At 63.5% G+C, this 25289-nt stretch carries 22 protein-coding genes and 1 pseudogene; 14 read left to right on the plus strand and 9 right to left on the minus strand.

All coding sequences use genetic code 11. The features are described 5' to 3' along the window. Positions 1-60 precede the first annotated feature (60 nt). Positions 61-735: an L-2-amino-thiazoline-4-carboxylic acid hydrolase gene (locus tag ABIE49_RS32975; RefSeq protein ID WP_192734814.1), complete on the minus strand. Its 675-nt coding sequence runs from the start codon at positions 733-735 to the stop codon at positions 61-63. Next, positions 735-1604 (minus strand): VOC family protein, encoded by an 870-nt coding sequence (locus ABIE49_RS32980; protein WP_192734813.1) that lies wholly within the window; start codon positions 1602-1604, stop codon positions 735-737. The genes ABIE49_RS32975 and ABIE49_RS32980 overlap by 1 nt, the downstream gene beginning before the upstream one ends. A 128-nt stretch (positions 1605-1732) precedes the next feature. On the opposite strand from ABIE49_RS32980, the gene ABIE49_RS32985 reads away from it, so the two are divergent. From ABIE49_RS32985 to ABIE49_RS33015, 7 genes are all read left to right on the plus strand, one after another. Next, complete coding sequence (locus tag ABIE49_RS32985; RefSeq protein WP_192735217.1) at positions 1733-2362, plus strand: LysR family transcriptional regulator; 630 nt, start codon at positions 1733-1735, stop codon at positions 2360-2362. A gap of 8 nt (positions 2363-2370) precedes the next feature. Next, positions 2371-3213: an aldo/keto reductase gene (locus ABIE49_RS32990; RefSeq protein ID WP_192734812.1), complete on the plus strand. Its 843-nt coding sequence runs from the start codon at positions 2371-2373 to the stop codon at positions 3211-3213. 306 nt (positions 3214-3519) lie between these two features. Then, positions 3520-4464: a DMT family transporter gene (locus tag ABIE49_RS32995; protein WP_210337193.1), complete on the plus strand. Its 945-nt coding sequence runs from the start codon at positions 3520-3522 to the stop codon at positions 4462-4464. A 224-nt stretch (positions 4465-4688) separates the two neighbouring features. Next, the gene (locus tag ABIE49_RS33000) at positions 4689-8579 is read left to right on the plus strand and encodes an autotransporter domain-containing protein (RefSeq protein WP_354067114.1); all 3891 of its coding nucleotides are present in this window, start codon (positions 4689-4691) and stop codon (positions 8577-8579) included. A 98-nt stretch (positions 8580-8677) separates the two neighbouring features. Continuing rightward, entirely contained in the window at positions 8678-9760 is a 1083-nt protein-coding gene (locus ABIE49_RS33005; RefSeq protein WP_192734810.1) for a zinc-binding dehydrogenase, read from the plus strand. A 167-nt stretch (positions 9761-9927) separates the two neighbouring features. Beyond that, entirely contained in the window at positions 9928-11439 is a 1512-nt protein-coding gene (locus tag ABIE49_RS33010; protein ID WP_192734809.1) for a hypothetical protein, read from the plus strand. A gap of 20 nt (positions 11440-11459) precedes the next feature. Next, entirely contained in the window at positions 11460-11624 is a 165-nt protein-coding gene (locus ABIE49_RS33015) for a hypothetical protein (protein ID WP_192734808.1), read from the plus strand. 9 nt (positions 11625-11633) lie between these two features. On the opposite strand, the gene ABIE49_RS33020 is transcribed toward ABIE49_RS33015, so the two are convergent. After that, positions 11634-12413: a crotonase/enoyl-CoA hydratase family protein gene (locus tag ABIE49_RS33020; RefSeq protein ID WP_192734807.1), complete on the minus strand. Its 780-nt coding sequence runs from the start codon at positions 12411-12413 to the stop codon at positions 11634-11636. Between the two features lie 45 nt (positions 12414-12458). Continuing rightward, positions 12459-12947, minus strand: a complete 489-nt coding sequence (locus tag ABIE49_RS33025; RefSeq protein WP_192734806.1) for a tautomerase family protein — start codon at positions 12945-12947, stop codon at positions 12459-12461. A 100-nt stretch (positions 12948-13047) separates the two neighbouring features. Between ABIE49_RS33025 and ABIE49_RS33030 the strand changes: the two genes are divergently transcribed. Beyond that, the gene (locus tag ABIE49_RS33030; protein WP_192734805.1) at positions 13048-13653 is read left to right on the plus strand and encodes a TetR/AcrR family transcriptional regulator; all 606 of its coding nucleotides are present in this window, start codon (positions 13048-13050) and stop codon (positions 13651-13653) included. Positions 13654-13663: 10 nt separating this feature from the next. Here ABIE49_RS33030 and ABIE49_RS33035 read toward each other — a convergent pair whose 3' ends face one another. Beyond that, entirely contained in the window at positions 13664-14446 is a 783-nt protein-coding gene (locus ABIE49_RS33035) for a 2-keto-4-pentenoate hydratase (RefSeq protein WP_192734804.1), read from the minus strand. A 133-nt stretch (positions 14447-14579) separates the two neighbouring features. On the opposite strand from ABIE49_RS33035, the gene ABIE49_RS33040 reads away from it, so the two are divergent. Further along, a complete protein-coding gene (locus ABIE49_RS33040) occupies positions 14580-15467 on the plus strand; it encodes a LysR substrate-binding domain-containing protein (RefSeq protein ID WP_192734803.1) in 888 nt (295 codons plus the stop codon). 69 nt (positions 15468-15536) lie between these two features. Then, positions 15537-16709 (plus strand): fumarylacetoacetate hydrolase family protein, encoded by a 1173-nt coding sequence (locus ABIE49_RS33045; RefSeq protein WP_192734802.1) that lies wholly within the window; start codon positions 15537-15539, stop codon positions 16707-16709. Between the two features lie 118 nt (positions 16710-16827). On the opposite strand, the gene ABIE49_RS33050 is transcribed toward ABIE49_RS33045, so the two are convergent. Together ABIE49_RS33050 and ABIE49_RS33055 are read right to left on the minus strand one after the other, a co-directional pair. Beyond that, complete coding sequence (locus ABIE49_RS33050) at positions 16828-17043, minus strand: hypothetical protein (protein WP_192734801.1); 216 nt, start codon at positions 17041-17043, stop codon at positions 16828-16830. Positions 17044-17247: 204 nt separating this feature from the next. Next, the gene (locus ABIE49_RS33055; RefSeq protein ID WP_192734800.1) at positions 17248-19311 is read right to left on the minus strand and encodes an ATP-dependent helicase; all 2064 of its coding nucleotides are present in this window, start codon (positions 19309-19311) and stop codon (positions 17248-17250) included. A gap of 209 nt (positions 19312-19520) precedes the next feature. Here ABIE49_RS33055 and ABIE49_RS33060 point away from each other — a divergent pair, with 209 nt between their 5' ends. The 3 genes and pseudogenes from ABIE49_RS33060 to ABIE49_RS33070 all read left to right on the plus strand — a co-directional run bounded on the left by ABIE49_RS33060 (position 19521) and on the right by ABIE49_RS33070 (position 23118). Beyond that, positions 19521-21554 (plus strand): VTT domain-containing protein, encoded by a 2034-nt coding sequence (locus tag ABIE49_RS33060; RefSeq protein ID WP_192734799.1) that lies wholly within the window; start codon positions 19521-19523, stop codon positions 21552-21554. Beyond that, the gene (locus tag ABIE49_RS33065; protein ID WP_354067115.1) at positions 21551-22243 is read left to right on the plus strand and encodes an endonuclease/exonuclease/phosphatase family protein; all 693 of its coding nucleotides are present in this window, start codon (positions 21551-21553) and stop codon (positions 22241-22243) included. Before ABIE49_RS33060 ends, ABIE49_RS33065 begins: the two co-directional genes overlap by 4 nt. 35 nt (positions 22244-22278) lie before the next feature. Further along, positions 22279-23118, plus strand: a pseudogene (locus tag ABIE49_RS33070) (GNAT family N-acetyltransferase). Positions 23119-23192: 74 nt separating this feature from the next. On the opposite strand, the gene ABIE49_RS33075 reads toward ABIE49_RS33070, so the two are convergent. After that, complete coding sequence (locus ABIE49_RS33075; protein ID WP_192734797.1) at positions 23193-24146, minus strand: cyclase family protein; 954 nt, start codon at positions 24144-24146, stop codon at positions 23193-23195. 406 nt (positions 24147-24552) lie between these two features. On the opposite strand from ABIE49_RS33075, the gene ABIE49_RS33080 reads away from it, so the two are divergent. Continuing rightward, on the plus strand, positions 24553-24723 hold the full coding sequence (locus ABIE49_RS33080; protein ID WP_192734796.1) for a hypothetical protein: 171 nt from the start codon (positions 24553-24555) through the stop codon (positions 24721-24723). A gap of 36 nt (positions 24724-24759) precedes the next feature. Here ABIE49_RS33080 and ABIE49_RS33085 read toward each other — a convergent pair whose 3' ends face one another. After that, positions 24760-25104 carry a hypothetical protein gene (locus ABIE49_RS33085; RefSeq protein WP_192734795.1) on the minus strand — a complete coding sequence of 115 codons (345 nt, stop codon included), beginning with the start codon at positions 25102-25104 and terminating at the stop codon, positions 24760-24762. Between the last annotated feature and the right edge of the window lie 185 nt (positions 25105-25289).

A 25289-nucleotide genomic window follows, 5' to 3' on the forward strand; every position in this document is an offset into this window, starting at 1 on the left:
CTTCGCTCGCAATTGACGGAGGAGGCGACGCAAATGACCCGAAGCGCACACGACGTCGACCTACTCCGACGCCAGCCGCGAGAATCGGAAATTACAGTGGCCCGCGCCGCCGGCCAACGTTTGTGTCCGTTCCAGGTGGATGCCTCGCGTTGCATAGGCGTCGAAATCAAGCCCGCAAATGTGCGGCAAGATTTCCTTATCGCCATGGCGAGCTGCAAATTTGCAGAAGCCGCAAGCCTTGTAGTTGATGCCGAATTCAAACTTGTCACCCGTATCAGGCTCGACGAAATCGTAGACGAAATCTTCCGGAAATTCTTGCTGATGGCTTTTTGCAGCCTGCTCGCGCAGCAAAGCCTGATTCTCTGCCGACATGAATTGACGCCCCGAGGCGAGGCGTTCCGCTTCGGGCACGGTGAGTAATTGCGCCTTGTAGGTTTCCCGCTCGATTTCCCCGATCACGGGCAGCGACATGCCGTGCCGCCGGAGCACCCGACTGATGGCCATAAAGCCGATGAGGCGCATGAAGAAATCGCTCATGCGACTTGCCGCGCCGCCGACATAGGGCATTTGGGTGAGCACGATTTCGAATTCGTCCATCACCTCCTGCCTGATCCCGTCAATATCGGATAGATGCGCGCGCTCGGACAACATCGCTTCGGCAAGGTCGAGGCGATGGCGCATGGCGGCCTCCATTGCACCGCGATGCTGTTCGTAAAAGGGGTGAATCTCAGCCATCAGATTGCCTCCTGCTCGACGAACTCGAGAGCCAGGCCATGCGATGCTGCGGGCGAAGTCAGCAACACATTGCCGATGACCTCGAACGCGATACCGTTATTCTTCAAGACACGCCCGGTCGCATCGAGATCGGTAACCGCCAGCCGCGCTGCGCAAAAGCGTGGCGAACCATCGATGGCGCAATTCGGCAACCGGCGCGCCAGCTCGGATGGGCCGAGCACGGTGATCCGGTCGCCACGCTCGCCGATCGTCAGCCGCCCGGGCGCAAGCTCGGCGGCACCCTCCGTGAGGCGCTCGAGGAATGCGCGGTGCTGCGCCGGCTCCGGCGCCGACATCACGACCTCGATCACGCGCAAGGCGCCGTTGGGGTGGTGCTGATATTCCGCCTTCCAGAACAGTTCGGGCGGATGGCGCTGCTGGCAGGTGAAGAAGGCGAGCCCGGGCATCGCAGGATCGGTGGCAAACGCCAGTGAAAATCCGACCCGGGCCGTGCCCCCGCCCGGCAGCACCGCGTCACGGCCAAAATCGAACGGCGCATAGGCGCCTATGCCAGCCGCGTTGAAGCGCGCCGCTTCGGCATGGGAGTCGGTGCTGTGCAGGGCCAGCATCGACATCCCTTCACCGGTGCGAAGAAAATCCTGGTTGTGGGCGGCGAAGCTGAAGTGGCCGGGCGCCGCTGGCGGGACCGTGGCAGCATCGGTGACACCCAGCAGTTCCAGAAAATTATTCCCGAACATCGCCAGACGGTTGCTGGTTCCAAAGGGATGGACGCCGGTCGGCGTCAGAGAAAAGCCGAGCGTTTGCCAGTCCAGCGCGCCCTTTGCCAGATTGTGGACGCAAATAACGAGATGATCCAGTCGGCGAGGCATGGGGGCTCCTGGTGTTGCGAAGCGACCGTAACCGGGGACCTCAAGTCAGCGCAAAGCATAGTTCCTTCGCTCAAGCACTAGAAAATCTATTGCAAGGCCAGGGCCTATCAGTGACAAACTGCAGCGCGATGACCTACACCCTTCCGCCACTCAATGCGCTTCGCGCATTCGAAGCCGCCGCGCGACACCTCAGCTTCAAACTGGCTGCGCACGAGCTGCATGTGACACCTGCCGCCGTAGGGCAGCAGGTAAAAGCGCTGGAGGCGCGCCTCGGCGTGCGCCTGTTCGAGCGGCTGCATAAGCAGCTCATCCTGACCGCGGCCGGCCAGGCCTATCTGCCCGAGATATCCGACGGCTTTCGTCGCATTGCGGACGCGACCTCGCAATTGAAACCGGCGGGCGCGGCGCTGCTGCAGTTGGGGATCGACGGCAGCTTCGACCTGCGCCGGCTGGAGTTGGCGGCGTTTCGCAGCGCGCATGCGGAAATCGGCTTGCGGGTGCTGCAGCCCGCCGGCCTGCACGAATTGGTCGAGGGCAAAATCGACCTGCTGATCGCCCGCGGCCTTGGCCACCATCCGGGCTATCGCTGCGACCGCGTCAATGAGGGATCCGGTTTGGGCGATTGGCTGATTGCGCCTGAAGGCACCGCTGACTGTCCCGAGGTCGTTAGCTTCCGCGATTGGTTGCGCGCGCTGCCGGTCGAGAACCCGCTCGAAGTCCAACGCCGCCCTCGTCTGGTCGGCAACATCAGAAGTTGAGGCGACCCGTGAAGCAGAAAAAATTCGGCGTCAAAGGCCCGGAAGTGTCCGTCATCGGGCAGGGCACCTGGTACATCGATCGCGGCGACCGCAAAAGCGCTGTCGCAGCACTATGCCGCGGCATCGAGCTCGGCATGACCCATGTCGACACCGCCGAAATGTATGGCGATGCCGAACTCGTGATCGCCGAGGCGATGGCGGCCGGCAAGCGCGAGGATCTCTATCTCGTCTCCAAGGTGCTGCCGAGCAACGCGTCGCGTCGCGGCACCATTGCCGCCTGCGAGCGATCGCTGAAGCGGCTGAAGACCGATTACCTCGACTGCTACTTGCTGCACTGGCGCGGATCCCATGAACTTGAAGACACCGTGGCGGCGTTCGATCAGTTGATATCGGCCGGAAAAATCCGCTCATGGGGTGTCAGCAATTTCGACACCGACGATCTCAACGAACTGCTGGCGGTCGCCGGTGAGGGCAGGATCGCCTGCAACCAGGTGCTCTATCATTTGCAGGAGCGCGCGATCGAGCATGCTGTCATCCCGTGGTGCGAACGCCACGGCGTTGCCGTCGTCGCCTATTCACCGTTCGGTCACAATGATTTTCCCTCGCCGCACAGCAGGGAAGGGCAGGTATTGCAGGCGATTGCCGATGCGCGCCGCGTCACCGCGCGCCAGATCGCGCTCGCGTTCCTGACGCGCATTCCAGCGGTGTTTGCTATTCCGAAAGCCTCGAGCGCGGAGCATGCCGCGGATAATGCGGCGGCGGGGAAGTTGACGCTGAGCGCCAGCGAGATCGAAGCCCTCGACAAGGCTTTTCCGCGTGGCCCGAAGCCGCGCGGTCTGCCGATGCTGTAGCGAACACTGTTTTCCTCATGGTGAGGAGCGCGTCATCGCGCGTCTCGAACCATGAGAGCCCGTGGCCCATCCTTCGAGACGCGGCCAAGTGGCCGCTCCTCAGGATGAGGGCGGAGCTTCAGCGCAACACGGTTCTTAACAAAGTGTTGCAATCGCGCCCTCAGCGCATATCCGTGTCCCATTATCGGACCTTGTTGTTCCCCCTCAAATGGCGTTTTTTAGAGCCTCGCCCGATTCGATCATTTTGCCTTCGAGATTGCCGTGACACCGCCCCCCGCCGCAGCCGCCAGGCTGGACAGCGCGCCATTGCCGTTGCCCGAGAAGAAGTACTCCACCCCTAAAGCGCCCGCGCGTGCCGATCGTCCGTTCAAGGGCATCGCGCTGATCCTGGCGTCGACGGTCTTCCTCGGCATCTCGGACGTGACGGCGAAATATCTGTCCGCGACGCTGCCCTCGATCGAGATCGCGTGGATCCGGTTCGTGGTGTTCGCCATGATCATGATGCCGGCGATGCTGCCAGGCTCGCCGCTGTTTGCGCTGCAGACCAGACGGCCCGGCCTGCAATTGATGCGCGGCGTGACGGTGCTGGCCTCGTCGCTGTTCTTCATCTCCGGCCTGCGGTACCTGCCGATCGCGGAAGCCTCCGCCACCGGCTTTGTCGCGCCGCTGCTCGTCACCGCACTGTCGATCGTGTTCCTCAACGAGAAGGTCGGCCTGCGGCGCTGGATCGCGACCGGCGTCGGCCTGATCGGCGTCATCATCATTCTGCGGCCGGGCACCGGTGCGTTTCATCCCGCGGCGTTCTTTCCGCTGGTCTCGGCACTGGCCTGGGCCTGCACGCTGATCATGACGCGAATGATGAGCGGCACCGAGCGCGCCATCACCGTGATGACCTATTCGTCGATCGCCGGCGTCTGCATCCTCTCCGCGCTGGTGCCGTTCGTCTGGGTGACGCCGAGCTGGCACGACATCGCCTTCGGCATCTTCATCGGCGTCGCCTCGACCGCGGGACAGTGGATCGTGGTGCTGGCGTTCCGTTACGCCGACGCCTCGGTGCTGGCGCCGTTCTCCTATACGCAATTGCTCTGGGTCAGCATCCTAGGCTTCCTGATCTTCGGCGAGGTGCCTGACGTCTACACCGTGACCGGTGCTTGCTTCATCGTCGCCAGCGGCCTCTACACCGCGCATCGCGAACGGGTGCGCCGCTCGCAGCTGCTGACGGTCGCGGCCGAGTCGTCGCCGAACGCCTGAGCGATCCCGGCCGACGATCTTGCGCTGAATGAGAAGGACCGCGCCCCAAGCGTTGCCCGGGTACCACAGTGTGTCCGGAAACGCCCATTTTCCGAAGCCAGAACAAGGGATTCCCGGCAAACCGTAATTGTACGGAGGAACCCCATGCTAGGTTGTGCCCGGACAGTGCCGCAGAGCGCTGAGGGTAGTGGGGTTTGGGCGTGCATTTTCGATCGGCATCGGGCGTGAAAAAACGGCTGCGGCAGCGCTTGGCTGCGTCGTTGGTTGGCTTTGGCTTGGCCTTCGCGGCGGTGCCGACGGCTCACGCCCAATCCACCTGGGGCGGCCTCGCCAACACGTCGGACTACAACGACGACAACAACTGGACCCCCACCGGCGCGCCCATTTCTGGCGGCCAGTCGGCCGTTTTCGACGCGACGGGATCTAGCACGGTCAATGTAACCTTCGGGCCGATCACCCCCGATTCCTGGACGTTCAACGCCAACTCGAAATCGTTTTCGATCAGCGGCGGGGATGTAACCTTCACCGGCGGCGGCAGCATCTTCAACGTCGCCAATGCCGGCCAGACTATCGGCATCTCCAATATCATCGGCGGCGCGGGCATTAACGTGGTGCAGGCCGGATCGAGCACGCTTCAACTGTCCGGTGCCAACACCTATAGCGGTTTCACGGTGATCGGGGCCGGCACCGTGCAGGTTTCCAACGCCAGCGCGCTCGGCACCAGCACGGTGCTCATGGGCGGCGGCACGTTGCAGGCCGTAGGCAATCTGACCATCGCCAACAATTTTCTCGTCAATAGCGCGGGCGGCAGCACCATCGACGTGAACTCCTTCGAACTGACGCTCTCCGGCGTCATTACCGACATTGCCGCATTGCCCGTGTTGAACGTTATCAGTTCCGGTGGTCCTGGCACCCTGGTGCTGACGAACGCCAACGTGATCGCCGGCACGCTGAACGTGACCGGAGCTACGGTGAGAGCGACCACCGCCGGTTCGGTCGGCAACGCGACGGTAGCGCTCAGCAACGCCACGTTCCAGGTTGCTGCTGCCGACATGGTCTTCAACAATAACTTCACGCTCAATGCCGGTGGCGGCACTATCGATGCCAACGGCTTCGTTGGGGCCGGCTTCAGCCTGGCGATCGCAGGCGACATCAGCGGCGCGGGCGCGTTGAAGATCACCGATTCGACCAACACCGCGGGCACCGTGGTGCTGCTGTCCGGCATCAACAACACCTATACCGGCGGAACGACGGTCACCAACACCACGCTGCAGGTCACCAACAACAATTCGGTCGGCACCGGAACGGTGACGCTCGACAACGCGGTGTTCCAGCCCGATGGTCTCGGCGGTAACCTGACCTTCAACAACAATTTCAGGATCAACAACTCCGCCGCTGGCAGTGCGATCGACGCCAACGGCACCACACTGATCATTGCCGGCAACATTTCCGACGGCGTCGGCGCCGGCAAGCTGACGATGCTGGACTCGCTCGGCGGCGGCAAGGTCGTGCTGCTCGGCAACAACACCTATACCGGCGGCACAGAAATCTCCTGCTGCGGCTCATTGCAGCTTGGCGACGCCACGCATACGGCGTCGCTCGTCGGCGATATCACCAACTTCGGGCGCCTCGATGTCGTCAACGCCAACATGTCCGGTGTTACCTCGCTGACCAATGACGGTGGACTTACGAGTTTTCTCAATGCCACCTCCGCCGGCAGCATGACCATCAACAACGTCAACTTTGGCCAGCTCGCCTTCGGTACTTTCGGCGGGACCGATACCGCCACGGCGGGTAGTGCGACCATCAACAACGACAACAGTGTCGTGGGTTTCTTCGCGAATTCCAACGCCGGCACCGCGAAGATCAACAACCTGAATGGTGCCCAGCTGCTATTCGTCGAACAGGCTTCCGCCGGATCTGCGACCATCACCAACGTCGACTTCGGCACCACGTCGTTCGGCCAGGCCCCCGGTGGACCGGATGCGCCAACCGCCGGCAATGCCACGATCATCAACAATAACTCCGGGTTGACCGAGTTCAACGCATTCTCCACCGCGGCCAACGCCACCATCATTACCAACAACGGCGGCGCGACCGGTTTCTTCGACAACAGCACCGCCGGCAACGCCAAGATCATCACCAATGACGGCGGCACCACCAGTTTCTTCGGCAATGCCAACGGCGGAACTGCGCAGTTCATCACCAACGGCACCGGCGCCGTCGAATTCGGCGGCAGCGCCGGTCCCAACAATGATGGACGCATCACGGTGGGCTCGCTTGCCGGCTCCGGCAATTACTATATCGGCGGCGGCAATACCCTGGTCGTCGGTGGCAACAACCTTTCCACCGAGGTGACCGGCGTGATTGCCGATGATTGCGGTTGCTTCCCGGGGCCCGGTTCGCTGGAGAAAGTCGGCACCGGAAACCTGACCCTGTCCGGTATCAACACCTACACCGGCACCACGACGGTGAACGGCGGCATACTCAGCGTGAACGGTTCGATCGCCTCGTCGAGCGGCGTGACCGTCAACGCCGGCGGCACGCTCGGCGGCAACGGCATCGTCAGCAGCACCACCATCAACGGTGGCACGCTGGCGCCGGGCAACTCGGTCGGCCTGCTCACGGTGCAGGGCAGTCTGGCATTCACCGCCGCGGCCAGTTATCTGGTCGAGGTCTCGGGAGCCACCGCCGACCGCACCAATGTGACGGGAGCCGCGACGCTCGGCGGCGCGACCGTCAATGCGAGCTTCGGACCCGGCAACGTGGTCAAGCAATACACTATCCTCAACGCTGCAGGCGGCGTTGGCGGCACGTTCAATCCGGTGGTCGGCACCAACGCGCCGAACTTCAAACCCACCCTGAGCTACGACCTCAACAATGTTTATCTCAATCTCGCACTGAGCTTTGGCCCTGGCCTCACCCCCAACCAGCAGAACGTCGGCAACGCGCTGACGAATGCTTTCAATGCGGGTAGCGGCGTTCCTGTCGCGGTCGGCTCCCTGACATCCGCCGGCCTGACACAGATATCGGGCGAGCTGGCGACCGGATCGCAGCAATCCACCTTCGATGCGATGAACATCTTCCTCGGCCTGTTGACCGATCCCTTCATCGCCGGCCGCAGTGGCGGCGCCAGCGTGGGCGGCGGCAGTGCCACGCCGTTCGCTGACGAGAGCGGTTCATACGCCTATGCGGCGAAGCGGCAGGGAACTGCGCGCGACGCCTTCGCCAAATTCCCGACCAAGGCCGATGTCGCGCGCAACGATCTGTTCGATCAGCGCTGGAGCGTGTGGGGTTCGGCCTTTGGCGGCGGCAGCAACAGCGACGGCAACGCCAATGTCGGATCGAACAACGCCGCGGTGCGCGCGTTCGGTCTCGCCGCCGGCGCGGACTATCGGATCTCGCCGTCGACGCTGGTCGGCTTCGCGCTGGCCGGCGGCGGCACCAATTTCAACGTCAATGGCTCCGGCTACGGGCGGTCGGACCTGTTCCAGGCCGGCGCCTTCGTGCGCCACAATATGGGGGCAGCCTATGTCACCGCCGCGGCGGTTTATGGCTGGCAGGATGTGACGACGGATCGCACCGTCACCGTGGCCGGTGTCGACCGCCTGCGCGCCGAGTTCAACGCCAATGCCTGGTCCGGACGCATCGAGGGCGGCTACCGTTACGTGACGCCATGGATGGGCATCACGCCCTATGCCGCCGGCCAGTTCACCACCTATCAATTGCCGGCCTATGCCGAACAGGTGCTGTCGGGTTCGAATGCCTTTGCGCTGAACTATGCGGCCAAGGATGTCACGACAGGGCGCAGCGAACTCGGCGTCCGGCTCGACCGCTCCTTTGCGATGCAGAGCGCGGTCCTCACGCTGCGCGGCCGCGCCGCCTGGGCGCATAATTTCAACACCGATCGCAGCATCACGGCGCTGTTCCAGTCGGTGCCCGGCGCCACCTTCCTCGTCAGCGGCGCGGCGCAGGCGCCGAACACCGCGCTGACTACGGCCTCCGCCGAAATGAAATGGCTGAACGGCTGGTCCGCCGCCGCTACCTTCGAAGGCGAGTTCTCCGACATCACGCGCTCCTATGCCGGCAAGGGCGTCATCCGCTACACTTGGTGACGCCGTCTTCCGGGGTAAACCGCCGCCTGTTTTCGTTCTTTCCTTCCGCAGCCAGCTGTGGGAGAGGAAAAGATAACGAACAACAGGAGAGAACGCCGATGCGGGCTGCAATCTTCCGGAACGGTGAGATCGTCGTCGACCAGATGCCGGAGCCCAAGCCGGGTCCCGGCATGGTGCTGGTCAAATCGTTGGCCTGCGGCATTTGCGGCTCCGATCTGCACGCGCGCAAGCACGCCCACCGCATGGTCGAACTTGCAAAACATTTCCCTGGCCGAAAGCCGATGGACCTTTCGCGTGACGTCGTGTTCGGCCACGAATTCTGCTGCGAAATTCTCGACTACGGTCCGGGCACCACGCGAAAACTCAAGGCCGGCACCAGGGTATGCTCGCTGCCGGCGCTGCTGACCGCGGAAGGCCCGCAGGGCATCGGCTATTCCAACGACAATGTCGGCGCCTATGCCGAGCGCATGCTGCTCAGTGAAGCGCTGCTGCTGGAAGTCCCGAACGGCCTGGCGGCCGAGCATGCGGCGCTGACCGAGCCGCTGGCGGTCGGCGTTCACGCGGTTGCCAAAGCCAATATCATCGGCAACGAAGTGCCGCTGGTGATCGGCTGCGGCCCGGTCGGGCTCGCCGTCATCGCCGCGCTCAAGATCAAGGGGTTGCACCCGATCGTGGCGGCGGATTATTCGCCGGCGCGCCGGGCGCTGGCCGAAAAGCTTGGCGCCGACATCGTCGTGGACCCTGCGCGCACGCAACCTTATACGACCTGGGCCGAACACGCCGCGATGTCGCCGGAGGAAAAGGCCGCCCGGCCGCCGCTGCAGGCCCTGTTGCCGGCGCTGAAACCCGCGCTGATCTTCGAATGCGTCGGCATCCCCGGCGTGATCCAGCAGGTGTTCGAGGGCGCGCCGCGCGATGCGCGCATCGTCGTGGTCGGCGTCTGCATGGAGACCGACCGTTCCGAGCCGATGCTCGGCATCCTCAAGGAGCTCAACGTCCAGTATGTGCTCGGCTACACGCCGGATGAATTCGCCTATTCCTTGCGCCTGATCGCGGAAGGCGAGGTCGATGCGGCCTCGCTGGTGACCGCGAGCGTCGGCATCGACGGCGTCGCACAGGCGTTCGCGGATCTCGCCAATCCGGAGCGGCACACCAAGATCATCGTGGAGCCGTGGCGGTAAATCTCGCCGCATTCTCAGCCGTCGTCCCGACCTTGAGCCGGGACCCATACGCCGCGGCAGTAATTATTAGGCACGCCGCTCGACGGCTTTTTTCAACAACAGATGACCGGGATTGTGTCCCGGCGTTCGCCGGGACGACGGCGTGATCCGTGTGCTAGGCAGGGCCGATGAACAATCCACCAGCCCAGCCAAAGCCTCCCGTCGGTGCCATCGCCGCCGGTGCCGTCCTCGGCATCGTCATTCTCCTTCTATGGGGCCTGCAGCTGGTGACCGTGGCCAGTCTCGGCCAGAGCGATGCGGCGGGCAACGGCCTCGCGCAGGCCTATGCGGCGATCCAGATGGTCGTGTTGTGGCTGTTGCTGATGGTCCTCACGATTCTCGCCGGCGCCACAGGGGCAGCGCCCCGGGCCGCCAAAAATGCCGCGCTGGTCATCGTTCCGGCTTCGGGCCTCGTGGCGGCGCTTGCTGCTGATTTGCTCGCGCGCCCTTTCGTTGCACCGTTTTTGTGGCCCATCGTTATTCCGGCGCTGGTGCCGCCGCTGATCGTTGTGTGGGCTCTGTTCGCGTTGTCGGCCGCGCGACTACGCGCAGGCACCGTTCGGATTGTCGGCGGGGTCCTGCTGGCGATGATCGTTGCGGTTTGCGCCTCGATCTGGCCGCTGTCGCAGATGCGCAAGGCGGTGGACGATCAGGAAGCCGCGCGGCTGCAAAAGTACGACGCCGATCTCGCCCGCATGGCCGCCGATGCGCCGCTGTGGCAGTGGACGCCATTCCTCGACACGCGTGACGGCACCAAGCAACAGAGGATGCTCGACGGCATTCGCAAGCTCGATCAGCGCCAGGTCCAGGCCGAGGCGATGCTTGACCGTGGTGACTTTCCGCTTCGCTATCTCGCCTTCTTCGATCTCGATCCGACGCCTGCGCTGTGTGCGAACGCCCGCGCGCTGCTCGGCAAGCAGGTTGAGCCGCTGGTGCTTAATAGCGCCAAGCCCCAACCCTATGCCGCGATCGCCGACCAGGTATCCGGTGCGCTCGCCGCGATGGGCTGGCTGGTCGGATATGGCTGTTCCTGCGATGCGGAGTCGAAGGCGTGGGAAACCATGGCGAAGGCGTATACCGATCCCAGCTACGACGTTCATCGCCTGGCCGAGCTTCGTGACCCCAAGCAACTGGGACGAACTGCGCGAGAGCGCCCGGAGCGCTTCTCGATGTTGAACGCGCAGTCGCATTTGCGGGGATGGCTCAGGTTTGTCGATGAGGCGGGCCTGCAGGCGCAGGCGCTGGCCGGCGCCCGCCAGGTGGGCAGCCGCACCGCCGACGCCGTCGAAATCCTGCGCGACAAATACGACGAGGAAAGCCGCTGGAAACTGCAGCGCTTCCTCGTCAGGCTCGACCTCGAGGCGACGCAGCCTCTGTGCATGAACGCGCTGAGCGAGTTGCACGCCCAGTTTGCAAAAATCTACCGCCCGGCACCGACGGACGAGCCGCGGCCCTATTCCGAACTGCTGCAACGGCCTGGGACCAGCGAGCAGCTGCCCAATCTGATATGGCTGGCGCGGCATGGCTGCGCCGCCCGGGCCGAGCTGGATGACGCCATCGCGCTGGTCAACGCATATCAGGACTCGGCCGATCGGACGAAAATGCTGGCAACGCTGACCGCGCTTCGATCGGCGCGTTAGCGTCGTGGCCGCCGCGCTATATGCCGGACGAATTCGCCTATTCCCTGCGCCTGATCGCGAAAGGCGAGGTCGATGCGGCCTCGCTGGTCGCCGCAAGCGTCGGCATCGACGGCGTCGCGCAGGCGTTTGCGGATCTGGCCAATCCGGAACGGCAAACCAAGACCATGTTGGACCCGTTGCGCTGATACGCTAATTCATTTCCCCTGGAACACGGCGGCGCGGCGCTCGATGAAGGACTGGATGCCTTCGCGGGCGTCAGCGCTGTGCAGGACCCGGTCGCGGATCGCGGGAATGTAACCGATCGCGGCTGCTTCGCCGTGTTCGATATATTTGGCGGCTGCTTCCTTGGTGACCTGGATGCCGAGAGGCGCGTTTTTGGCGATGACTGCTGCGAGTTCAAGTGCGCGCTCGATCTGCCGGCCGGCGGGCACCACCTCCTGCACCAGGCCGATCTCGCGCGCCCGCGCCGCACTGAACTCGTCGCACAGCATTAAATGATACATCGCGTTGCCCCAGCCCATGCGTGACAGGAAACGGAAATGTGCACCTCCAAACGGCGCAATCCCGCGTTTGGATTCCATCTGGCAGAACCGGCTGTCGCCTGCGGCAACGACGACGTCGCCCGCCAGCATCAGCTCGATGCCGATCGTGAACACGATACCTTGCACGGCGGTGACGATCGGTTTGCGACAGCGCTTCTGCAGCCCGAACACGTCGACGTTACCTTCCTTGAGGTTGCGCTTCTCGGCGTTGGGCCCGAAGAATTTCGGCATGTCCAGGCCCGCGGTGAAGTCGTTACCTTCGGCGGAGATGACGCCGACCCACAGCGCGTCGTTGTTGTGCAGTTCGGTCAGCGCTTCCGACAGCTGCTCCATCATCGCGGGGGAGAAAGCGTTCTTCTTGGCGGGATTGTCGATGATGATTCGGAAGATGCGGCCGTGCGTTTCGGTGCGGATCGTGCCTTCGGTTGTCATGGCGATGTTCCTCTTGCGCAATACGATCAATGCCGGATGCGACGATTATCGTTCGTAGCGGACGGCGAGGGCGGTTCTGATCTCGGCCGCGCGCTCCGGCGCGAAGGCGGACGGCCCCTGATCCAGAAGGTCGAGGAACGACAGCACGCCGCCGCGCGAGCCCCAGTTGCCTTCATCGATGACGCGGAAATTGATCCACCAGGCCGGCGACGGCTTTTCCAGCCCGCAGGCCTCGGCTAGCGCCGCGAACAAATTGCGGATCACCCTGGCGCGGTCCTCGCGTGTCCAGCAGCAATCCATGGCCGCGACGTCGATCAGCATGGCGTCGCTGGCCTTGTCGCACAGCAATTCGCCGCCATGTGCCATCATGTCGAGCGGCCGCTCGCTGAAACAGACCTGGTAGCCGCGGCGCGCCTCGGGCGAGAGCTTGCCGACCTCCGGCACCAGCACCGCGTCGGTCAGCGTTATGGCGAGCTTGCGACGCTGCTCGACATTCAGCCGTCCTTGCGGGGCCATTACATGAATGAAGGTCATCCGCTTCCTCCTAAATATCGACTATGTCATATGACATAGTTCGAAGCCGTTGGCTATGTCAAGCGTCATAGTGTACAAGATCGGCAACAGGAGAGGGCTCATGACGTCCAATACCCGCGACAACATGGTGGCTGGCGCCGCCGACTTGATCAGCCGCCGCGGCGTCAACGCCACCAGCATGCGCGAGGTGGTCCGCCACACCGGCACGCCGCGCGGCTCGATCAGCCATCATTTTCCGCGCGGCAAGCTGCAACTCATCGAGGACGCCATCGCCTTTGCCGGCAGCCAGGTCAGCGGACCGTTACGGCATCTGACCGAGAACCGCGGTGTGCAGGACGGCCTGCGCGCTTTCATCGCGCTGTGGCGGCAGACGCTGGAGAAGACCAAATTCCAGGCGGGATGCCCGGTGTTGGCGGTCGCGGTCGAGCAATATGTCAACGATGCCGAAGGCGCGCCGGATCCTGCGTCGCAGCGGGTGTTGCTCGATCTGGCGAACGGCATCTTTGCCGACTGGCAGGAGATCATGGACTCCGGCCTGCGGCGCGAGGGCGTGACCCCGGCGCGGGCGCGGCGGTTGGCAACGCTGATCGTCGCCTCCGTCGAGGGCACGGTGGCGATGTGCCGTGCGGCGCGCAGCGCGCAGTCGCTCGATGATGTCAGGCAGGAACTGGAACAGGTTTTGGCGGCGGCGCTGCGAAAGGGGTGAGGCGCCACCCTCACCGGTAGGTCGCCTGCACGGTCCCGAACGGACCGAAATCCGCGACAAAAGTCTCGCCGGGTTTTGGCCGCAGCATGCCAGTCAGCGTCCCGGTGCTGACGGTCTGTCCGGCCTTCATCCCGATGCCGGTTCGCGACAATTCGTTGGCGAGCCAGGCCAGCGGGATCATCGGGTGATCGAGTGCTTCGGCCGCCATGCCCTGCCGCCGCAGCGTGCCGTTGCAGGTCAGCGTCACCAACTGACCTGCGACGTCGCGCGTTTTCCAGTCTGATATCGCAGGTCCGCACATGATCGTGCCGGCGCCGGAGCCGTCAGCGAGGATTGCAGGCAGCGGTGGAAACGCTGCGTCATGGACGAAGCGGCATTCGGCGAGTTCAATCCCGGTGTGCAGCGAGGCCACGGCCTCGGTCACTTCCTCGACGCTGTAGGGCTTTTCCCGTGGCGGCAGGTCGGCGCCGAGCCGAGCCTGATATTCGACCTCGGGGATCGGGCTGCAGCATTTGGCATGCTCGACGCTGGCCGGCGAAATCAGGATCGGTGCGTAGACGCGGCCGTAGATCGGGGAGTCCGTGCGCAACGCGCGTTGCAAGGCCGGCTTCTGCGCGGCGATCTTCCAACCCGTGACCTCCCGTTCCATATAGTGCTCGACAAGCCGCGCCACGGCATAGGCCGTCGCCTTGTCGGGCGGCACGAGATTCGTGGCCAATCCGCTCTGCTGGCGGCCGTCGCGGCGAAGCGCGGCGAGAAGGCGGGCGAGTTCATGCTGGTGGGCGTCATCCATCGGATCACCTCGAGGAAGGAGGCCCCGCATTCCGGGGCGCTGTGACCCGCCTTTATGATTGTGTTTTGCTCCTAGCAAACGATTATTTTGCCAGTGGTATTGAGTTAAACTCAACAGATGGCATAGTCGCTCGATGTCTTGGCGCCGTCTGCCCCCGCTGCATGCGATCCGCGCGTTCGAAGCTGCCGCGCGCCATCGCTCGATGACGCGCGCGGCTGAAGAACTCGGTGTCACGCCGGGGGCGGTGAGCCGGCACGTGCGCGCGCTGGAAGAACATCTGCAGAAGGCGCTGTTCTTGCGCGGGGCCACCGGCCTGACGCCGACGTCGGCGGGCGAGGCGCTGGCGCTGGCGACGCGCGACGGCCTCGATCGCATCGCCGACGGCGCCAGCGGCGTCCGGCTGCAGCGGCTGCGGCCTCTGTCGATCGGCGTCTACGGCTTTTTCGTCTCGCGCATGCTGCTGCCGCTGTGGACCGAACTCCGCTCCGCGCATCCCGAACTCGCGATCGATCTTCACACCAGTCCGAATCCTCTCGACCTGCTGCCCGGCCGCTATGACGCCGTCATCGCGGTGTCCGACGCCGCGCCGCGCGCCGGATTGATCACCCATCCCCTGGTCCCGATATCGACCGTTCCGGTCTGTGCGCCGCGCTGGCTCAAGCGCGGGCCGCTCGATTTTGCCGCGGTGCCCCTATTGCATGCGCGTCCGCGGCCAGACGACTGGCGCCGCTGGCTCGACCATGTCGGCTTCGGTTCGGTGCCGGCGCAGGGCGGCAGCAGCTTTGAGAGCATCGGGCTCGCGATCGAGGCGGCGGCTGCTGGAATGGGCGCGGCGATCGCGATCGAGGCGCTGCTGCCGCACGATCCCATGCGGCGCAAACTCGTAATCGCTCATCCGGTCGTGCGTCCCACCCGCCGTTCCTTCGTGCTGCAGTACGAGGCGCGCCTTGTTGACGAGCCGGCGCTGTCCACCTTCGCGGACTGGTTGATGCGACGATTGGCGAGAGACCGCGCCACATAGCCGGGTTGTCAGGTCTGCCCCATTGCGTATTGTCGCACCGGTCAAGAACAAGGGTAGGGGAGACTTTCGATGATCACGCTGACCGCCAGGGACGTCCTACCGCAAGACGGCGCCAATGGCACGCTGGTGGGGCGGGTCTGGATGCCCGATCTCGCAGGCCCGGCCGTGGTCGCAGTCCGCAATGACGGCGTCTTCGATGTCAGCACACGGTTCTCCACCGTCAGTGCCCTGTGCGAGGAGGCCAACCCCGCAGAGGCGCTGCGCGGCACCGCGGGGACGCGGATCGGTGATCTCGAAAGCATCGTCGCCAACACGCCGCCCGATCGGCGTGACCGGGCAAAACCCTGGCTGCTGGCGCCGCTCGACCTGCAGGTCCTGAAAGCCGCGGGCGTCACGTTTGCGATCTCGATGCTGGAGCGCGTGATCGAGGAGCGGGCGCGCGGCAATCCGGCCTCGGCGGACGCGATCCGCAAGGAAGTGGTGCGGCTGGTCGGCGACGATCTTTCAAAGCTTAAGCCCGGCTCGGGCGAAGCGATGAAGCTGAAGTCGGTGCTGATCGAGCAGAACGCCTGGAGCCAGTACCTGGAAGTCGGGATCGGTCCGGACGCCGAAGTGTTCACCAAAGCGCCGACGATGTCTTCCGTCGGCACCGGCATGGATGCGGGCCTGCATCCGAAATCGACCTGGAACAATCCGGAGCCGGAAGTCGTGCTCGTGGTGTCCAGCCGCGGCGCGATCGTCGGCGCGATGCTCGGCAACGACGTCAATCTTCGCGACTTCGAGGGGCGCTCGGCGCTGCTGTTGTCGAAAGCCAAGGACAACAACGCCTCCTGCGCGGTCGGCCCGCTGCTGCGGCTGTTCGACAACGGCTTTTCGCTCGATGACGTCAGAAAAATGGATGTCGGGCTGACCGTGAAGGGGCAGGACGGCTTTGTCCTCGACGGCCATTCCTCGATCAGCAAGATCAGCCGCGATCCCACCGACCTCGTCGCCCAGACCATCGGACCGGTGCATCAATATCCCGATGGCTTTGCGCTTTTCCTCGGCACCATGTTCGCACCCGTGAAAGACCGCGATGCGCCGGGCGAGGGCTTTACCCACAAGCGCGACGACATCGTCACGATCTCGGCGCCCCAGCTAGGCAATCTCGTCAACCGCATGCGCACCAGCGACGAATGCGAGCCCTGGACGTTCGGCATCGGCGAACTGATGCGAAACCTGGCGAAGCGGAAGGTGCTGTAACGTTGCTTCGTAGCCGTAGCTTCGTAGGGTGGGTTAGCGAAGCGTAACCCACCAACTTGCTTCCCATGGCGGTGGGTTACGGCTTCGCCTAACCCACCCTACGATCTGTCCTCTGCGATTACGGCATCACGAGCGTAATCACGCCGTCCTCGACCACCCCGTCCTTGATGCCGTCGCGCGCCATCGATTCGATGACAGGCCATTTTTCGCGGAACAGAAGAGACGCCTCCTGCATGCTTGGCGCGTCGACCTTGACGCAGCAGGCCCGCCGCTCACCGTCATTCGCGATCTGAAAGAAGAAATTATAGCCACCCGGTTCCCCATCGCCATTCATCCGATTTCGTTGTTGTCGCATTCAGTTGTCCCCTGATTTGCGTCGATCGGGGACCAGTTGCGTTTTCAATTTGGATTTTCCTGCGGCGCGATTGTGTCGCCGGAAATTTTCGCCGCACCTGTTGCAAACATAAGACAATTGGAACCAGCGCAGATCTACGAACTGCTCATCTCATTGGCAGATGCCTGAGTGTTGTCCAGCGAACTACCGCCACATCCCGCGCATGCGTGCACCGACGTCAATGCGCGGACCGTTGCTTGCGGGCCGGGAGGCGGCTCCCGTCACCGCAATTGGCCAGGTCGTCTTGTCGAACAAGGCGAGCAGGGAAGCGGGAATAAAACGGGTTCTCGACGCATAGACGTGGCGGTCGCCCTTCGCGTGCTGCCCGTGCGTGAAGAAACGCTGCGGGACGACAAGATGCAGATCGTCCTTGGCCCTGGTCATGGCGACGTAAAGCAGCCGTCGTTCTTCTTCGATCTCGGCCGTCGTTCCGGTACCGAGGTCCGAGGGCATGCAGCCGTCGACCACATTGAGCACGTACACCGACTTCCACTCCTGGCCCTTGGCGGAGTGAATCGTCGACAGGATCAAATAGTCCTCGTCGAGCAGGGGAACGCCGGCCTGGTCGCTGGTGGCGTCTGGCGGGTCGAGCGTCAGTTCGGTGAGGAAGCGTTCACGGGAAGCATATCCGCTCGCGATTTGTTCAAGCTGGACAAGATCAGCCCGGCGGGTTTCGGCATCCTCGTGAATTCGCTCCAGATGCGGTTCATACCACAAGCGGGCGCGTTCGAGATCGGCTGGCCAGGTTGAATGACGCAGGTCCGCAAGGACGGCGGTGAATGTTTTCCAGTCCTCGCCGGCGCGCGGCGGGATGGGCGCCCGGGCAAGCGCTGCCATCGGATCGGGATCGGTGGCCATGTGATCAAGCACGCGCTGTGCCGAGGCGGGGCCGACGCCGGGGATCAGGTGCATCAGCCGGAAGCCGGCCACACGGTCGCGCGGGTTCTCGACGAAGCGCAGCAACGCCAGCATGTCCTTGACGTGGGCGGCGTCGAGAAACTTGAGGCCGCCAAACTTGACGAAGGGGATGTTGCGTCGGGTCAACTCGACTTCCAGCGAACCGCTATGACTGGATGTCCGGAACAGAACGGCCTGCTCCTTCAGCCGCGCGCCGGACTCCCGGTTCTCCAGAACGCGTTCCACGATGCAGCGCGCCTGGTCGGCTTCGTCGCGCACCGTGACTAGTTGAGGCTTCGTCCCCGAATTCCGGTCGGTCCATAGATTCTTGGTGAAGCGCTCGCGCGCCAGATCGATCACGCCGTTGGCCGCGGCCAGGATGGCCTGTGTCGACCGATAGTTGCGATCAAGCGTGATGATGCTGGCTGGCGGCGAGAATTGCGTGGGGAAGTCGAGGATGTTGCGCACGGTCGCCGCGCGGAATGAATAGATCGCCTGCGCATCGTCGCCGACGACCGTGAGGCCGTGGCCGCCGGGCTTGAGTGCCAGCAGAATGGACGACTGCAGGCGGTTGGTGTCCTGGTATTCGTCGACCAGGACATGGTCGAAGCGGCCGCCGATATCGTCGGCGATTTCACGCTCGTTCATGGTCTGCGCCCAGTAGAGCAGGAGGTCGTCATAATCGAGCACGTTCTGGCGCTGTTTGGCCTCGACATAGCCGGCGAACAATTCTTTCAGCTCAGTCGCCCATCCGGCGCACCAGGGAAATGACGCCCCCAAAACCTGCTCGATCGGCGCCTCGGCGTTGACGCATCGCGAGTAGATCGCAAGACACGTACCCTTGGTCGGGAAACGGCTTTCAGTTTTGGAGAAGCCGAGGTCATGCCGGACCAGATTCATGAGGTCGGCGGAGTCCTCGCGGTCGTGGATCGTGAAGGCGGGGTTGAGGCCGATCTGGTCGGAGTATTCACGAAGCAGACGCGCGCCGATACCGTGGAAGGTGCCTGCCCAGGCCAGGGCATCGGTCATGATGCCGGCATTGTCACCCATCACCTTCCGCGCGATCCGTTCGACGCGCCTGGTCATTTCGGATGCGGCGCGGCGTGAAAACGTCATGAGAAGAATGCGCCGGGGGTCGGCACCGCTGACGATCAGGTGGGCGACGCGATGCGCAAGCGTGTTGGTCTTGCCGGATCCGGCGCCGGCAATCACCAGCAGCGGCGCAACAGGGCCCGGTCCGATCGCGCCATGCTCGACCGCACGGCGCTGTTCCGGATTGAGATTGTCGAGATAGGCAGCGGCAATTGACACGAATGGTTCGTCCCCAGGAGCGAATCAACGGTCACTGATTCTCGCTTTGTTCGCAATGATCCCTCGCCACTGCGAGCAAAGGAACTCAGCCAGTTCCCGGGCGTTTGAATGGGGTATGTGTCCTCATTCCGCAGAGGTGACGACTGCTTCAGCGTGCATCGATTCTCGTCCCTGGCCAGACCATCTGGAAAAAGGGCGAAGCAAGCCGGGTGGCGGTGCTGAACGACGCGGCCGAATACTTCGCGGCCCTGCGGGACGTGCTGCTCCGTGCGGAGCGGCAGGTCTATATCGTCGGCTGGGACATTCACAGCGAGACCGACCTGGTGGGGCCGTCAGGCCGTGCCGAAGATGGATTGCCGGTCAGGCTCGGCGCCTTCCTGAAGGCCTTGCTGCAGAGCAAGCCGGCGCTGCGCATCAACATCCTGACCTGGGACTTCGCGGCGCTGTATGCCTCGGAGCGCGAATGGAATTCCGCCAAGAAATTCACTTCCGGATGTGACGGACGGCTTCGCTTTTGCCTGGATGCCTGTCTGCCGCTGGGCTCCGCCCAGCATCAGAAGATCGTCGTGGTCGACAATGCGATCGCCTTCGTCGGCGGCCTCGATCTCACGATCCGCAGGTGGGACACCAGCGAGCACCGTCTCGACCATCCGTTGCGCCGCGATCCTGACGGCAAGCCTTACCCGCCATTCCACGATGTCCAGTGCATGGTCGAGGGATCGGCGGCTGCCGCGCTCGGCGAAATCGCGACGGCGAGGTGGACGGCGGCCGGCTGCACCAGCGAACCTTTGCTGCCCGTCGCAGGCGATCATTGGCCGGCATCGGTACCGGTGCAGGCGCAGGCCATCACAGCCGGCATCGCGAGAACCGAGCCCAAAACCGAGACCGGGGAGGAAATAGATGAAGTCGCCCGGTTGTTCGAGGCCTCGATCAACGCGGCGAAGCGCTTCATCTATATCGAGAACCAGTTTACCAGCGCCAACGAGATCGCGCGCTCGCTGGCGCGGCGGATGGTGGACGTTCCCGCGCTGCGTGTTCTCATCGTGACCCCGAAGGGGCATTCGTCATGGTTCGAATCCCAGGCGATGCAGGGCGGCCGGGGAGGCTTCCTCGATCCGTTCGTTGCCGCCGGCGTTACCGATCGTCTTCGTATCCTCTATCCGTCGGTCGCCGATGAGAAATCATCCGCGGCTGTCATGGTGCACAGCAAGGTCATGATCGTCGACGACGGCTTTCTCCGCGTCGGTTCCGCCAACATCAACAACCGCTCCATGGGGGCGGATACCGAATGCGACCTGGCGTTCGAGGCAACGTCCGAACGTCACCGTGATTTCATCCGCAGCCAGCGGCGGCGGTTGATCGGGCATTTTTGCGGGCTGGACGAAGCTGTCATTGCCGACCACGAGGATGACCTGTTCGGATTTATCGATTCCCATGCGGCGAGTGGCGCGGGCAGGGCGCTGGTGCCGATCGATTTCGAACATGCGCCGGCGCTGATCGGCATCGTGCAGCCGATCGCGGATCCCCGGCATCCGCTCAACCTTCAGCGCACCGCGCGGCGGATGTGGAACGGGCGTACCGTGATGGCGGCGGCCGGCACCGCGGTCGCGCTGGCGGGGCTGGCGCTGGCCTGGCGCTATACGCCGCTGAGCAGTTACACTGATCTTGGATATGTAGCCTCGCTGATTTCGCAGCACGCGCAATCGGCATTCGCACCGCTCTATGCGGTTGCGCTGTTCGTGCTGGGCGGGTTGGTGGTATTTCCGGTGATCGTCCTGATTGCCGCGACGGCGGCGGCGCTGGGGCCCTGGATCGGCGCCCTCAGCGCCACGGTCGGGGTCCTCTTGAGCTCACTGCTGCTGTTCATGATCGGCCGTCTCATGGGTCACAAGCGCCTTCAGGCGGTACTCGGCGCCCGCGCCTTGCGCGTACAGAACCGCATCGCCGGCCGCGGTGTTGTCGCGGTGGCGATGATCCGGATGGTCCCGATCGCTCCCTTTACGCTGGTCAACCTTCTGGCCGGCGCGAGTCAGCTCCGACTGAGCGACTTTCTGATCGGAACCCTGCTCGGAATGGCGCCGGGCATCATCACGATGGCCGCGCTGGGCGCGCAGATCGCGGACTTCGCCAGGAATGCCTCATGGTCGAACATCGTGCCGCTCGGCCTGACCATCGTGCTGTGGATCGCCGTTTGTCTCGCGGTCCAGTTCCTGGTGACCTGGCTGAGCGGTCGGCGAACGTGACGGCTACGCTGCGCGTCATGACATGGAACGTGCACGGCACGTTCAATCTCAATCCCGATTTCGACCTTGAAGGCGTCTGTTCGGTCATTGAGAAATGGTCGCCTGACGTCGTCGCGCTGCAGGAGGTCGACTCGCGCGGACGTTCCGACGATGTTTTCGGACGGCTAGCGGACGCCGTCGGCGAGCACCGCGTGGAGGCCCGCTCGATCGTCGCGCAGGACGGTCACTATGGTCAGACCCTGCTGAGCCGATGGCCCTTCGCCTGCGAACCCGCAGTGACCGACGTGTCCTATCAGGAAAGGGAACCGCGCCGGGCGATCTCTGCGCGCATCCTTACACCGGTCGGCGAAGTGACTGTGGTGGCGACCCATCTTGGCCTCTCCATGCACGAGCGCTATGCGCAAGCGCAGGCGCTAGCCGCGCTGGTGAATGCGCCCCGGACCATCGTCCTCGGTGACTTCAACGACTGGTTCTGGTTCAAGTCCGTGCGCCGGGCCCTGGCATCGCGATGTCCGGTTCGAACCCGCCTGCGGACGTTCCCGTCGCGACTTCCCATACTGCGTCTCGACCGCATCTACGCCACCCCGAGCGGGACGATGGTGAAGGCGTGGACCGATCGCGAGGCCAGAAGTTGTTCCGACCATCTGCCGGTTATTGCGGACATCGCGTTTTCCCTTGATAATTTGTGATATCGGTTGATGACTGCATCTGAGCGACCGCCGCCATGAATGAGTTGCGTATTCGGCCGATGCGGCCGGACGAAATCTCGATAGCCGTCGATTGGGCGGCGGCCGAAGGCTGGAACCCCGGCTTCGCCGACGACGCCTGCTTCTCAACCGCAGATCCCCAGGGTTTCTTCATCGGCTTGCTCGATGGCGCGCCGGCCGCAACTGTTTCCTGCGTCAATTACAGCGATCATTTCTCCTTCCTCGGTTTCTATATCGTGCGCGCGGATCTGCGCGGCCGCGGCTAAGGTCTGCGGATATGGAACGCGGCCATCGCGCATGCGGGATCGCGCGTGATCGGGCTCGACGGCGTGGTGGCGCAGCAGCAAAACTACCGGCGGTCCGGGTTCGAACTGGCTTATGCCAACATCCGTTACGGCGGTACCGTCGCGGCCCCGGCTGCGCCAACTGGCATCGTCGCGCTGAGCGAAATACCCTTGGCGGCTGTGGAGGCCTATGACGCGACCGTATTTCCGGCGCCGCGCCACGGCTTCCTGCGCGCCTGGGTCGGTTCGCCCGGGCATAGCGGCCGTGCGCTCATGCGCGATGGCGCGCTTGCCGGATGGGGCGTGATCCGTCCATGCCGGCAGGGCCACAAGATCGGCCCGCTGGTCGCCGACGACCGCACTGCTGCCGAGACGGTTCTGTCGGCTTTGCTGGCCGATGTGGGCGGCGGCGAGATATTCCTCGACGTTCCCGCGATCAACCGCGACGCCGTCGCGCTGGCGCAGGACCTCGGGCTCACGCCGGTGTTCGAGACCGCGCGGATGTATACCGGCGCGATCCCGCCGCTGCGGCTGGAGCGGGTGTTCGGCGTCACCACCTTCGAGCTCGGATAGCGGTCGTGCGACGTCCGCTCCGCAGAGCAGACATCGCACGCGCCCGGGTGTGATCGCGGGTTGCGATCTCGCCGCTACCTCACCGCGATCGGCGACACCGTCGAGCCCGAGCCGCCCTGAATCTTGAGCGGCTGCATCACGAAGGCGAATTCGCCGACGCCCTTTTGCGCGAGTTCGTCGAGCTTGAGGTTCTCCAGCAGGTGGATGCCGTTCACGACAAGTGCGATCTGGTGCACCGGCAGCGACAATTGCTTGTCGGGATTGGGCGAGACTTCGACCGGCCAGTTGTCGGCGCCGAGCAGCATCGGGTCCTTCGTGGCCAGCCACAGCGCGGCCGGCACGCCGATACCCGGGCAGGATTTCACGTAGCGCGGATTGTCCTTGCCGTAGATCTTGCCCCAGCCGGTGTGGATGAGCACCGCGTCACCGGGCTGCAGCGTCAGGTTCTGCTTCTTCAGCGCGCCTTCGAGATCCTCCACAGTGATTTCGTAATTGTCACCCAGCATCTCGACGCCCTTGAAGCCCGCGACGTCGATCAGGACGCCGCGCGTGAACAGCGTGCCGACATTGTGGATGCCGAATTTCTTGAAGCCGTTGCGCTCGGCGTTCTCGTCGACCTTCTGGCAATTGTACCAGCTGTTGAGATGGGTCTGGTGCGCAAAGCCGTCGAACTGCGTGCCGACCTGGCCGAGTTCGGTGACGACGAGCTCCTCGTTCGAACCGCGCATGTTGGAGAACTGGTTCATGAAGGTTCGCTTGGTGTGCACGTCGAAGCGCCGTGTCCCGAAAAACGGCATGCTGGGACCGAGCACGTATGCGAGTTCGATGACCTCGCCGCTCTTGATCAGCTTCGCGGCGTTCATCACGGCCGCGGGTTTCTGGTGATTGGCCGAACCGCGCTCGTCGGCCGCGCCCCATTTCGAAGGGCAGCGCTGGCTTTCCGCCGGAACGGTCCAGCTTGGCGCTTGCGCATAGGCGGCGGCGGAAAACGCAAGCGTGATCGCCGCACCCAAAGTGAATGCTTTCATCCCTGTTCCTCCCAAGAGCGGGTGCTCTGGAAAACGGCACCCCAGGATAGAGTATGCGGGTCCCGTCCGGGCGGTTCAAGGCATGACGACGTGCCTGAGACGATGTGCCATCCGGGCGAGGTAATCCAGTTGTGCTGCAACGGAATTGCAGAAGCACGCTAAGATAGCGCGAAGCAGACGCAACTATCGACGTCGGTTGGGTGCCAAAGCAGACCCTGCACCGCAGCAAACAACATGGTGCCTCCGGCGAAAAACACGCTAGATTGAAGTAGCCACGTGCTCGCGATTCGGGGGAGCCATGTCAACACAGCGCCGACGAGGCTTGCAGGGTACGGGTCCAGCGAAGCGACCAGCGGTCGATAAATATCCTGCTCAGCGATTTCCGATTCAACATGGAATTCAGAGATTGGAAGAAGAACTGAATGCCTTCAACGACCGGATCACAGAACTGGAAGATGAAGGTCACCGCGGTCATGCGATGAACGTGTTGAAGGAAAATGCGATAGATCTTGCGCAACGGATCGACGAACTTCGCAGCGTGTTGGTCGAACCCACAAAAAGAGGTCGGTCTCCGTAGGCTGCTCCAGGCGATGCCTCTCTGATGCTCTCAGGCTCAGTCTGTTAGAGCTTTCTCGTGAGCTTTCAGCGCGGCAGCCATCAGCTTCGGCAGGCTCCTGGCATAGGACTCGATGAATGCCGCATCGCCGCACGCTTGAGGGGCGCGGGCGGCCTGCTCGGCGATGCGAGCGGCTTTTGCTTCGCACTTCGCGAAGATGTGCCAAAACCATTCCGGCTTTTTGGCCATCGCATTCTTATGCCTCTTGAGGACTGCGGCCCCAACGGCGCTCATCGCACTTACCGCGCCCGCGCTCAGGGTACTGAGGGCTTGCGCGCTGATGATATCTTCGCGCGCTTGCGCGGGGCCGGTGGTTGCGGTTGCTCGGGCTTTGGTCGGCATGATCGGCTCCTGGTGCGCCCCATCGGTTGCACCGAGCATCAGCCCGCGAAGTTGAGGAACACTCAATTTAGATAGGTTGCGAACCGTTTTGGATTTCGTTCCGTTTTATCTATCTTTTTAGATGTTCCCAAGGCTTTGCTTCAAAGAAGGCTTTGCTTCAAAGAAGGCTTTGCTTCAAAGCAGTG

The organism is Bradyrhizobium sp. OAE829, from assembly GCF_040546575.1.
Taxonomy (GTDB): domain Bacteria; phylum Pseudomonadota; class Alphaproteobacteria; order Rhizobiales; family Xanthobacteraceae; genus Bradyrhizobium.

Excerpts from the sequence above, each read along its gene's own strand:
- ABIE49_RS33030 (WP_192734805.1), top strand. The coding sequence starts at position 13,048 with ATGACGTCCAATACCCGCGACAACATGGTGGCTGGCGCCGCCGACTTG.
- ABIE49_RS33085 (WP_192734795.1), bottom strand. The coding sequence starts at position 25,104 with ATGCCGACCAAAGCCCGAGCAACCGCAACCACCGGCCCCGCGCAAGCG.
- ABIE49_RS32975 (WP_192734814.1), bottom strand. The coding sequence starts at position 735 with ATGGCTGAGATTCACCCCTTTTACGAACAGCATCGCGGTGCAATGGAG.
- ABIE49_RS33040 (WP_192734803.1), top strand. The coding sequence starts at position 14,580 with ATGTCTTGGCGCCGTCTGCCCCCGCTGCATGCGATCCGCGCGTTCGAA.
- ABIE49_RS33050 (WP_192734801.1), bottom strand. The coding sequence starts at position 17,043 with ATGAATGGCGATGGGGAACCGGGTGGCTATAATTTCTTCTTTCAGATC.
- ABIE49_RS32980 (WP_192734813.1), bottom strand. The coding sequence starts at position 1,604 with ATGCCTCGCCGACTGGATCATCTCGTTATTTGCGTCCACAATCTGGCA.
- ABIE49_RS32985 (WP_192735217.1), top strand. The coding sequence starts at position 1,733 with ATGACCTACACCCTTCCGCCACTCAATGCGCTTCGCGCATTCGAAGCC.
- ABIE49_RS33075 (WP_192734797.1), bottom strand. The coding sequence starts at position 24,146 with ATGAAAGCATTCACTTTGGGTGCGGCGATCACGCTTGCGTTTTCCGCC.
- ABIE49_RS33015 (WP_192734808.1), top strand. The coding sequence starts at position 11,460 with ATGCCGGACGAATTCGCCTATTCCCTGCGCCTGATCGCGAAAGGCGAG.
- ABIE49_RS33045 (WP_192734802.1), top strand. The coding sequence starts at position 15,537 with ATGATCACGCTGACCGCCAGGGACGTCCTACCGCAAGACGGCGCCAAT.
- ABIE49_RS33035 (WP_192734804.1), bottom strand. The coding sequence starts at position 14,446 with ATGGATGACGCCCACCAGCATGAACTCGCCCGCCTTCTCGCCGCGCTT.
- ABIE49_RS33025 (WP_192734806.1), bottom strand. The coding sequence starts at position 12,947 with ATGACCTTCATTCATGTAATGGCCCCGCAAGGACGGCTGAATGTCGAG.
- ABIE49_RS33010 (WP_192734809.1), top strand. The coding sequence starts at position 9,928 with ATGAACAATCCACCAGCCCAGCCAAAGCCTCCCGTCGGTGCCATCGCC.
- ABIE49_RS33020 (WP_192734807.1), bottom strand. The coding sequence starts at position 12,413 with ATGACAACCGAAGGCACGATCCGCACCGAAACGCACGGCCGCATCTTC.
- ABIE49_RS33005 (WP_192734810.1), top strand. The coding sequence starts at position 8,678 with ATGCGGGCTGCAATCTTCCGGAACGGTGAGATCGTCGTCGACCAGATG.